Source organism: Pseudomonas sp. KK4, from assembly GCF_001984065.1.
Classification (GTDB): Bacteria; Pseudomonadota; Gammaproteobacteria; order Pseudomonadales; family Pseudomonadaceae; genus Aquipseudomonas.
Genome location: NZ_LYVP01000070.1, coordinates 18,260 through 28,380, shown reverse-complemented (window position 1 = coordinate 28,380; position 10,121 = coordinate 18,260). Strand labels below are relative to the sequence as shown.

Annotated in this window: 8 protein-coding genes; 2 read left to right on the top strand and 6 right to left on the bottom strand. The window is 60.3% G+C overall.

Going from position 1 to position 10,121, the window contains the following annotated elements:
* Window positions 1–410 precede the first annotated feature (410 nt).
* From B0W55_RS20530 to B0W55_RS20515, 4 genes are read right to left on the bottom strand one after another with little or no spacing between them, the layout of a single operon-like run.
* Complete coding sequence (locus B0W55_RS20530) at window positions 411–1,496, bottom strand: polyamine ABC transporter substrate-binding protein (RefSeq protein WP_077047747.1); 1,086 nt, start codon at window positions 1,494–1,496, stop codon at window positions 411–413.
* Window positions 1,497–1,550: 54 nt separating this feature from the next.
* Window positions 1,551–1,892: a cupin domain-containing protein gene (locus B0W55_RS20525; protein ID WP_077047746.1), complete on the bottom strand. Its 342-nt coding sequence runs from the start codon at window positions 1,890–1,892 to the stop codon at window positions 1,551–1,553.
* 29 nt (window positions 1,893–1,921) lie between these two features.
* Window positions 1,922–3,328 (bottom strand): FAD-binding oxidoreductase, encoded by a 1,407-nt coding sequence (locus tag B0W55_RS20520; protein WP_077047745.1) that lies wholly within the window; start codon window positions 3,326–3,328, stop codon window positions 1,922–1,924.
* Window positions 3,329–3,378: 50 nt separating this feature from the next.
* The gene (locus tag B0W55_RS20515) at window positions 3,379–4,197 is read right to left on the bottom strand and encodes an AraC family transcriptional regulator (RefSeq protein WP_077047744.1); all 819 of its coding nucleotides are present in this window, start codon (window positions 4,195–4,197) and stop codon (window positions 3,379–3,381) included.
* Window positions 4,198–4,449: 252 nt separating this feature from the next.
* Between B0W55_RS20515 and B0W55_RS20510 the strand changes: the two genes are divergently transcribed.
* Window positions 4,450–4,722, top strand: a complete 273-nt coding sequence (locus B0W55_RS20510; RefSeq protein WP_077047748.1) for a DUF1652 domain-containing protein — start codon at window positions 4,450–4,452, stop codon at window positions 4,720–4,722.
* Between the two features lie 54 nt (window positions 4,723–4,776).
* Here the strand turns inward: B0W55_RS20510 and B0W55_RS20505 are convergent, their stop codons facing one another.
* Window positions 4,777–7,251 carry a UvrD-helicase domain-containing protein gene (locus tag B0W55_RS20505; protein ID WP_077047743.1) on the bottom strand — a complete coding sequence of 825 codons (2,475 nt, stop codon included), beginning with the start codon at window positions 7,249–7,251 and terminating at the stop codon, window positions 4,777–4,779.
* Between the two features lie 277 nt (window positions 7,252–7,528).
* Between B0W55_RS20505 and B0W55_RS20500 the strand changes: the two genes are divergently transcribed.
* Window positions 7,529–8,224 (top strand): pirin family protein, encoded by a 696-nt coding sequence (locus B0W55_RS20500; RefSeq protein WP_077047742.1) that lies wholly within the window; start codon window positions 7,529–7,531, stop codon window positions 8,222–8,224.
* Between the two features lie 215 nt (window positions 8,225–8,439).
* Here B0W55_RS20500 and pgm read toward each other — a convergent pair whose 3' ends face one another.
* A complete protein-coding gene (gene pgm / locus B0W55_RS20495; protein ID WP_077047741.1) occupies window positions 8,440–10,086 on the bottom strand; it encodes a phosphoglucomutase (alpha-D-glucose-1,6-bisphosphate-dependent) in 1,647 nt (548 codons plus the stop codon).
* Between the last annotated feature and the right edge of the window lie 35 nt (window positions 10,087–10,121).

Sequence of the window (10,121 nt, the reverse complement as noted above, 5' to 3'; positions counted from 1 at the left end):
CAGCCAACAATAATGCTGACCCTGCCGACGCCTTCACGGGCAAGCCCGCTCCTACAGTTTTCGGTGGCGCCAACATGACCTGGGAACGACACGCCCTCCTGTGGGAGCGGGCTTGCTCGCGAAAGCGGTGGCTCTACCAACAATAATGCTGCCCCTGCCGACGCCTTCGCGGGCAAGCCCTACAGTTTCTGGTGGCGCCAACATGACCTGGGAACGGCACTGCCCTCCTTGTGGGAGCGGGCTTGCTCGCGAAAGCGGTGGGTCAGCCAACAATAATGCTGACCCTGCCGACGCCTTCGCGGGCAAGCCCGCTCCCACAGTTTTCGGTGGCGCCAACATGACCTGGGAACGCCACGCCCTCCTGTGGGAGCGGGCTTGCTCGCGATGGCGTCATGACTGGCGCCGCGCAATCAGCTCCCCGTCCGAATCTTGTTCCACACCCGTGTGCGAATCCGGTCGATGTTCAGCGGCATCGCTTCCAGGGCAAACAGTTTGCCCATCATGTCCGGGCTCGGGTAGACCTTGGTGTCGTTCTTGATCGCCGGGTCGATCAGGCTGTCGGCCTGTTCGTTGCCGTTGGCGTAGTGCACGTAGTTGGTGATGCTGGCCATGACGTCCGGGCGCAGCAGGTAGTTCATGAACGCGTAGCCAGCCTTTTCGTCCGGGGCGTCGACGGGCATGGCGACCATGTCGAACCAGATCGCGGCGCCTTCCTTGGGAATGGCGTAGCCGATGTCGATGCCGTTTTTGGCTTCTTTTGCACGGTTCTCCGCTTGCAGGATGTCGCCGGAGAAACCCACCGCCACGCAGATGTCGCCGTTGGCCAAATCACTGGTGTACTTCGAAGAGTGGAAGTAGCTCACATACGGCCGGACTTTCATCAGCAAAGCTTCGGCCTTTTTATAGTCCTCGGGATGCTTGCTGTGGTGCGGCAGTCCCAGATAATTCAGAGCAGCAGGCAATAGTTCCGGGCCGTTGTCGAGGATGGCCACCCCGCATTTCTGCAGCTTCTCCATGTTTTCCGGCTTGAAGATCAGGTCCCAGGAATCCACCGGCGCGTTGTCGCCGAGCACTGCCTTGACCTTGGCAACGTTGTAGCCGATACCGGTACTGCCCCACAGGTACGGAAAGCCATGTTCATTGCCCGGATCGTTGGACTGCAAGGCCTTGAGCAACACCGGGTTGAGGTTCTTCCAGTTCGGCAACTGACTCTTGTCGAGCTTCTTCAGCGCCTTGCCTTCGATCTGCCGGGCCATGAAATGGTTGGATGGAAACACCACGTCATACCCGGATCTGCCAGTCATCAACTTGCCGTCCAGGGTCTCGTTGCTGTCATAGACGTCATAGGTGAAGGCAATGCCGGTGTCTTTCAGGAAGTTTTTCGTGGTGTCGGGCGCAATGTAGTCCGACCAGTTGTAGATCTTGACGTTTTCCGCCGCCTGGCTGATTGAAGCAGCAAGCATCAGCGGGGCCAGGGTCAGTGTCTTTCGCAGCATGAGTCGATTCCTGTATAGGTTTTGTTGTTGGCAGGCAATCAAAGGATCAAAGGATCAAAAAATCAGCACGTAGCTCTTGCGCACAGTTTCCTGGATATCCCAGATGCCGAGGCTGTTGGCCGGCAACATCAGGGCGTCGCCCGCTTGTATGTGCAGGGTTTCACCGCCATCGGGGGTGAAGGTGCAGCGACCCTGGATGAAGTGACAGAACTCCTGGGCAACGATCTGCCGCCGCCAGCGACCGGGAGTGCATTCCCAGACGCCGGTTTCGACGCCGTCGTCGCGCTCGACGCTGGTGGTCGACGCCACCGCTACGGGCGTGCCCAACGGCACGGCCACCGGGTTCGACTCTTGCAGCTTGAGGGTGGCGGTGTTCTTCAATTGCGTGATGCTCATGGGACTACCTGTTTTTATGAATAAAATCTTCAGTGCATGAACCCTTCCATGAACCCCGCGACCCCGCTGGCGAGCTTGCGCCGCCAGGGTGCGGTGGCCGGATTGGCCAGGGTCTGGTCTTCGTGGACGAAGCTGCGGATGATCGCGTTGTAACCGAGCCAGCGGCAGGGTTCGGGCTCCCAGGCCCTGAGCGCGTCGAGACCGCCCTGGGGGATGACCCAGGGCTGGTGAACCAGCTCCGTGTCGCGCCCGAGGATCAAGTCAGCCAGGGTGCGCCCGCCCAGGTTGCTGGCACCGACACCCTCCCCGCCATAGCCGCCGGACAGGGCAATACCGCTGGCCCGGTCGCAGAGCATGTGCGGTTTGAAGTGCCGGGACATGCCCAGGTTGCCGCCCCAGCCATGGGTGATCTGCACATTCTTGAGTTGCGGGAACAGTTCGCCGAACAGGTAGCGGCGCAACTCGATTTCGCTGCGGGTCAGGTCGAAGTCATGGCGCAATTTGCCGGCGAACTGGTAACCACCCCGAGCGCCGAAGATCAGACGGTTATCGGCGGTTCGCTGGCCGTAGGTCACCTGGCGGCTGCTTTCACTGAACGCCTGGCCACGACTGAGGCCGATCTCGTCCCAGGTGGCTGCGGACAGCGGCTCGGTGGCGACGATCAGGCTCTGCACCGGCAACTGATAACGCCCCAGCGGTGGCAGCGTGACCGAATACCCCTCCACCGCCGGGACCACCCATCGGCTGCGCACCGAGGCTTTTGCAGTACGCAGGCTGCCGGACTGCCATTGGGTCACCGGGCTGTTTTCGTAGATCTTGACGCCCATGCGCTCCACGGTCCGCGCCAGGCCCCGCACCAGTTTGGCCGGGTGCAAGGTGGCGACATGGGGCGCATAGATACCGCCGTAGGGCTTGGCGACGCGAATCTGTTGGGCCAATTGTTCCGGGCTCAGCCAGCGGTAATCGCTTTCGTTCAGACCCTGACGGTAGAGCTTGTCCAGGTATTGGCGCAGGCTGTCTTGCTGCTCCGGGTAGCGAGCGGCGCAATACAGCGCCCCACCCTTGCGGTAATCGCAGGCGATACCCTCGCGTTCCAGGACGATCTCAACTTCATCTGGAATACTGTGCAACAGATCGTAGGAAGCACGGCGTTGTTCGGGCGAAGAGTCGGCCAGCAACCTATCCTCCCCCAGCAGATTGCCCATCAGCCAGCCGCCATTGCGGCCCGAGGCGCCAAAACCGGCGGTCTGGGCCTCGAGGATGGCGATGTTCAGCTCCGGCGCCTGGCGCTTGAGGTAGTACGCGGTCCACAGCCCGGTATAGCCGGCGCCGATGATCGCCACGTCGACATCCAGGTCCCGCTCCAGCGCCCCACGGGCCTGCAACGGCTCGTCGAGCTGGTCCATCCATAAACTGATCGTGCGCCACGCCGTCATCCCAAACCCCGCCACTCAAACTTCGATGGCGTCGATCCTAGTGCGTGGCTTCAGGGGTTGTCTTGCGCGCGTGCACGCAAAGAAATTTGTTTGACGTAGGCCTTGGGCGACTGCCCCGTGTGCTGGCGGAAGCAGCTGTAGAACGCCGACAGCGAGTTGAAGCCGGCGGCGAACGCCAGTTCATCGATGCGCACCGGCGGCGTGGCCTGATCCAGCGCTGCCAGCAAGTGCTGCAGACGCGCCTGGTTGACGTAGCGATAGAAGCTCTGGCCCAGCACCTGATTGAGCAGGTAGGAAATCTGATTGCGGCTGTATCCGCACTCCTTCGCCACCCGCTGCAGGTCGAGGTCAGGGTCGAGGTAAGGTTGCTGGCGCTGGAAATACTGCTGCAAGTCGTCGGCCATGAAGCTCAACTGGCGCGGTGACAGGCCCAGCCGACTGGCTGCCGGGCGCTGTTGGGTCCCATTGGCCTTGGGCGGCGGTTGCTCGTGGACCAGGGACGCGTATTCGTTGACCCGCCAGATCAGCCCGTCGCGCACCGTGATCGCCTCGCTGGCGCGAAATGACACCAGGCCTTCACCGCCACGCAACGTGATCCGGTATTGAATGAACGCGGTATTGCCGTCCAGGCGGATGCGATCGGAGTGCTCCAGCGCTTCGTCGGGATCGCGGGGCATGCTGTTGCGCACGTACTCGCGCAACTCATCCAGGCCCATCACCCGATTCTGAAAAAAGTCGCTGTATTGGATATCCGGGTGATACAGCGCCATGACCCCGTCCAGGTCCCGGTGTTTCCAGCGCAAGTGATACTGCATGACCGTTTCGCCCGTGGCCTGGGTTTGCAGCGGGCCATCATCCTCGGCTTGCATGGAAAGACTCGACATAAAAAACCGAGCTTGCCCAAGTTTGCCCCCACCTTCAATGGTCGAGCCGTCTGGCGCCACAGCCGCAAACAGTGACCTGTATCAAAAAAATGTGAGCAATCGCCAAACGGCCTGAAAAAAACACATTTATTTCACACGCCAATGCTACTTTTACAGTCTGTCACTGGTTGAGCCATGAAGGTTCTTCCCTCCTACCGTGAGCTAATGGAAGCGCTCGATGAAGAAGGCGGGCAACACATGAATAAAGGTTTTAGCAAAGTCACTTTTCCAAACGCCTGCCAGCTGATGCGCTGGCATTTTCATCCCATGGGTTTCGAGGCGAGCATGGACGCGCCGGGCAGCATGATCGCCCGTCTGTTTGATCGCGAAAGTGGCGAGACCATGATCGCCATTGCCGGCATCCCTTGTGCAACGGTGATGAATGCCGCCGATGTCGAACGAATAATCGAAGCGGTGGAGGCTGAGCTTGAAGCCTTCATACCGCCAGTGGCCCTCAGAAGTTATGCCTGACGGCTGGATGGCCCTGTGAAGAAGCCCACCGAGTGTGGGCTTTTTTGTGGATGATCAGCCTGGGATCCCGGCCTGCCGATGATCGGCAAAGAATGCCTTGCCCTTGCCGATTCGGTCCGATGCCTTCGGGGTGTTCGCAGCCTGGGTGTCCTGGGCGTCCACATACCAGTAGCAATGGCTCACCGCCCGGGTAATGCCCACGTAAGCCAGACGCAGGATCTCGTCTTTCTGCGCATTGTCGTACGCCTCGCTATCACCAGCCTTGCCCAGACCCGCCATGCGGTACACCTGATTCTTGTAGGGCGAGCTGGTCAGGTGCTGGCAATCACCCAGCAGAAACACCGCGTCGGCCTGCAGCCCCTTGGCACTGTGATAGGTCAATTGCTTCAGGCGGCGAGCCTCCTGGGGCAAGCTAGAATCTACATTAACTACAGACTGAATATGCTCTTCAATCAATAACTTATCGCTGCTTTTTCGATAAAGCATCAGAATTGAATCGCCCTGTCGGTAGTGCTCCATCAATCGTTTGGCCATGCCCTGATCGTCGCGGTCGAGCACATTCACCGGTATCAACGCTCTCGGCTCGCCGCTGGCCTTGGCCTTTTTGCCGGGAATGGCCGGCGCAGCGCGCACAATGTGTTCGGCGGCATCGATGATGTGCTGGTGGCTGCGGTAGTTGTCGCTGAGCATGACCTTGGTGGTGCTCGGCGAAGAGAAGGTCTTGTTGAACTCCATGAAATAACTCGGCGAGCTGCCGCGCCAGCCGTAAATCGATTGCCAGTCGTCGCCGACGCACAGCAGCGACGAGCGCTGGGCACCGCGTCCCACATGCATGGCCGGACCGCGACTGCGAATTTCCGCGAGGCTGGCGCGGATCCAGGAGACGATCTGCGGCGATACATCCTGAAACTCGTCGATCATCAAGTGCGACAACGGGCGCAGCAGTTCATCGCTGAGCAGCTTGAGGTTCTCCGGCGAATGTTCGCTGAACAGGGCGAACATGCGGTTATAGGTCATGATCGGCGGCTTCTGGTCCAGCAGATGGTCTTCCAGCGCGCGCCAATACAGGCTCAAGGCCTCGAAGAAAAACCGGTCCGGATCATCCTTGCTGAAACTCATCTGACTGACAGCGCTCGGCACATCCAGCCCCAGGTTTTCCATGAACCCGGCAGCCGCGACAAAACAGTCCAGCAACGGCGCCGAAGCCAGCTCGCCCTTGACCTTGTAATCGAAACCCGGCCCGGCGCTGGCGTCACCGGCCAGCGAGGCCAAAACACGCTTCGAAGACTCATAACTATCTAGCCATATCAAAGGCTTACGACAGAAAGCTTGAAACAGGGTGCGTTTTACAGCCCATTCTGCGCGCACGGTGAGTTTGCCATTGGGGCGGGTCACCTGAGGGTTTTCCCGTGGATCGAACCCCAACACCACCCAGGCGTCCAGCGACGGGATGTAACCGTGACAGTGGAAGGTAGAGCCATTGATATCGAAAGTCTGACGTTTCGGCTCTATCCCCTTGATTGGCCAGGCTTTTGCGCGAATCCACAAATCCTCGACCAGGTCGCATAGCTCTTCATCGCGCTTGGCCGCCAGTTCGGTCACCGCCACGCGTTTTTGCACGTCCGGGTGATCACGCTCCAGTTCCTTGAGCTGCAAGGCGTGGCGCGACAAGGGTTTGATCAATTCGCGAAAGCGTTCGTCGCGGGTATGCAAGGCGTGGTAACAGGCGTTGAGTTGCTGGCGCTGGGCATCATTGATGCGCAGATCGAAGGGATTGCTGTCTGCCTCCAAATCACCATTCTGTTCGCGAAAGCTCAGGTTCTCGAACGCCTGCAGGCGCTCGAAGCCCGGCAGGCTGCGGACCATTGGCAGAATCCGTGAGTGGAAGGTGCGCACCAGATCCCGGGCTTCCTTGAAGCTCAGGATTCGCTGCCACAGGGCAAACAGTTCGATCAGCTTATTGATGAAGTCCTTGCGCGACTCGCGGGTGAAGGTCACCACGGTCATGGAGCTCAACTCGAATCCCAGGTACTGCGTCAGCAACACGATGCGCAGCGCCAGGGTGGTCGATTTGCCCGCGCCGGCGCCGGCGATCACGGATGTGGACGGTGTGTCGCTGAAGATCATCTTCCACTGGGCGGCGCTGGGTTGCGCGTGGGCTGGCAGCAGACGAGCGACGTCGGCCTTCATGCGTTTCTTCAGGTCGGCAGTGAGCGGCAGGCGCCAGTCGTCGAACAGATGATCATCGATGTTCGGCGGACGATGCTCGGTGCTGCGCGAATCGCGAATCAGCAACACTTGCCGGCCTTCTTCCAGCCCTTCGAGCCGGCCTTCCTTATAGCCGTACTCCACCCCGGCGGTGTGCCCGCTGCGAAAGCCGTCAGCCTGGCCGTGCAGCCAGGAGGCGCGGTGCTGAGCACGCAAGCGTGTAAGGCCGTGGCCAAAGAATCGGGCGGCCAGGCGCTTGAGCAGCGGCATCTCGGCCAGAGGGCGAAGTTCGGGGGGAAGATCAGGCTTGTGTTGCGACACGCGGACGGACTCCAGGGTGTGAGGCTGTTGCAGCTATGGTGTCTGCATTTGCCGTCGAGTTCTAGTGAAATGCTTATGACTCATCGGCTTATGCGCGGATTTGAAAGCTGGATGAGACATTTTTCAGCTTTATTCACATCAACTTATTCGATGGTTATGAGGCATTTTTTACGCTTTTTATCGATCCGTGCCTGTCGGATGATGCCCGTCATCAACCACCGGTCTCTTCGTGGCCCAGGCGCTCAGCCCCATGACGAACCTTTTTCAGGAGACGATCATGCTTGAACTCAGACCCTTCAACTCGCTTGGCGGCGCAAACCACGGCTGGTTGGATGCCCACCATCATTTTTCGTTCGCCGAGTACTACGACCCCAAGCGCATGAACTGGGGCAACCTGCGGGTCTGGAACGACGATGTGATTGCCCCGGGCACGGGTTTCCCGCAGCACCCGCACCGGGACATGGAAATCATCACCTATGTGCGTGAAGGTGCCATCACCCACCAGGACAACCTGGGCAACAAGGGTCGCACCGAAGCGGGTGACGTTCAGGTCATGAGCGCCGGCACCGGTATCGCCCACAGCGAATACAACCTGGAAGCGGCGCCGACCAAGATCTTCCAGATCTGGATCATCCCCAACGAATCCGGCCTGGCACCGTCCTGGGGCGCCAAGCCTTTCCCCAAAGGTCAGCGTGAAGGCTTCGTGACCTTGGCCAGCGGCAAGGCCGGCGACGACCAGAGCCTGCGCATCCGTGCCGATGCGCGGTTGGTGGCGGCGAACCTCAAGGCGGGCGAAAGTGCTGAATACCGGCTGGACAGCGGTCGTCGCGCTTACCTGGTGCCGGCTACCGGTGTGATTGAGGTCAATGGCGTGCGTGCACAAGCTCGAGACGGTGTTGCGGTGGCCGATGAGCAGGTGTTGCGCGTGACCGCGATTGAAGACAGCGAGATCGTGCTGGTGGATTTGGCTTGATGCAGTAAATGCCGGACAAAAAAAAGGGGCGACCACTGGTCGCCCCTTTTTTTCTATGTGGAACAGCTTTCGTGGCGAGGGAGCTTGCTCCCGTTCGGCTGCGAAGCAGTCGCAAAAATCTCCAAACGCGTTGCATCAGAAACACCGCATTGGCTGAAATTCGGGTCGCTTCGCAACCCAGCGGGAGCAAGCTCCCTCGCCACGGGAGATCTGTACTATTTCGCAGAAATCGCGCCATCCACCAACGTCTGCGCCTCTGCCACCAACTGCTTCAAATGCTCATCGCCAATGAAGCTTTCCGCATAAATCTTGTAGATATCCTCGGTGCCCGACGGACGCGCCGCGAACCAGCCGTTTTCGGTCATGACTTTCAGGCCGCCAATGGCCTGATCGTTACCCGGCGCATGGCTGAGGATGCTCTGGATCGCTTCCCCGGCCAGTTCCGTCGAGGTGACCTGATCCGGTGACAGTTTGCTCAGCAGCGCTTTCTGCTGCGGGTTGGCCTTGGCATCGACCCGCACCGAGAACGGCTCGCCCAGCTCATCGGTCAGGGCGCGATAAGCCTGGCTTGGGTCGCGACCGGTACGCGCCGTCATTTCCGCCGCCAGCAAGGCCGGGATCAAACCGTCCTTGTCGGTGCTCCAGACGCCGCCATCCTTGCGCAGGAACGAGGCGCCGGCGCTTTCTTCGCCGCCAAAGCCCAGGGAACCGTCGAACAGGCCATCGGCAAACCATTTGAAGCCCACCGGCACTTCGTACAGGCGACGGCCCAGGCGCTTGGCCACGCGATCGATCAGGCCGCTGCTGACCACGGTCTTGCCTACGGCGGCATCGGCGCGCCACTGCGGGCGGTTCTGGAACAGGTAATCGATGGACACTGCCAGGTAGTTATTCGGCGCCAGCAGGCCGCCGGACGGAGTGACGATGCCGTGTCGGTCGTGGTCCGGGTCGCAGGCAAAGGCCACGTCGAAGCGCTCTTTGAGGCCGATCAGGCCTTGCATGGCGTAGGTCGACGATGGGTCCATGCGGATCTGGCCATCCCAGTCGACGGTCATGAAGCGGAAGGTCGCATCCACCTCTTTGTTCACCACCTCCAGGTCCAGGCGATAGTGCTCGGCGATCGCCGACCAGTAACGCACCCCGGCACCGCCCAGTGGATCGACGCCCAGGTGCAGCTTGGCGTCGCGGATCGCGTCGAAGTCGATGACGTTGATCAGGTCGGCGACGTAGGTGTTCACGTAATCGTGACGATGGGTGGTGCTGGCCTTCAGGGCCTGTTCGTAGTTGATGCGCTTGACGCCGGCGAGCTTGTTGCTCAGCAGCTCGTTGGCCTTGGCTTCGATCCACTTGGTGATGTGGGTATCGGCCGGGCCGCCGTTGGTAGGGTTGTATTTGTAGCCACCGCTTTGCGGCGGGTTGTGCGACGGCGTAATGACGATGCCGTCCGCCAGGCCCGAGGTGCGGCCGCGGTTGTAGCACAGGATGGCGTGGGAAATGGCCGGCGTCGGGGTGTATTCGTCCCCTTCGGCAATCATCACGGTCACGCCGTTGGCGGCCAACACTTCCAGGGCGCTTGCGCCAGCCGGAGTGGACAGCGCGTGGGTGTCGATGCCGACGAACAGCGGACCATCGATGCCCTGGGCTTGCCGGTACAGGCAGATCGCCTGACTGATTGCCAGTACATGCCACTCGTTGAAACTCAGGTCGAAGGAACTGCCTCGGTGCCCGGACGTGCCGAACGCCACGCGCTGGGTCGAGATGGCGGCATCAGGCTGGCCGGTGTAATACGCCGTAACCAGTCGCGGGATGTCGACCAACAATTCTGCCGGTGCCGGTTTACCCGCAAAAGGACTGAGTGTCATGCAAAACCTCTGGAATAGAGTGGTTCAGGAGATGG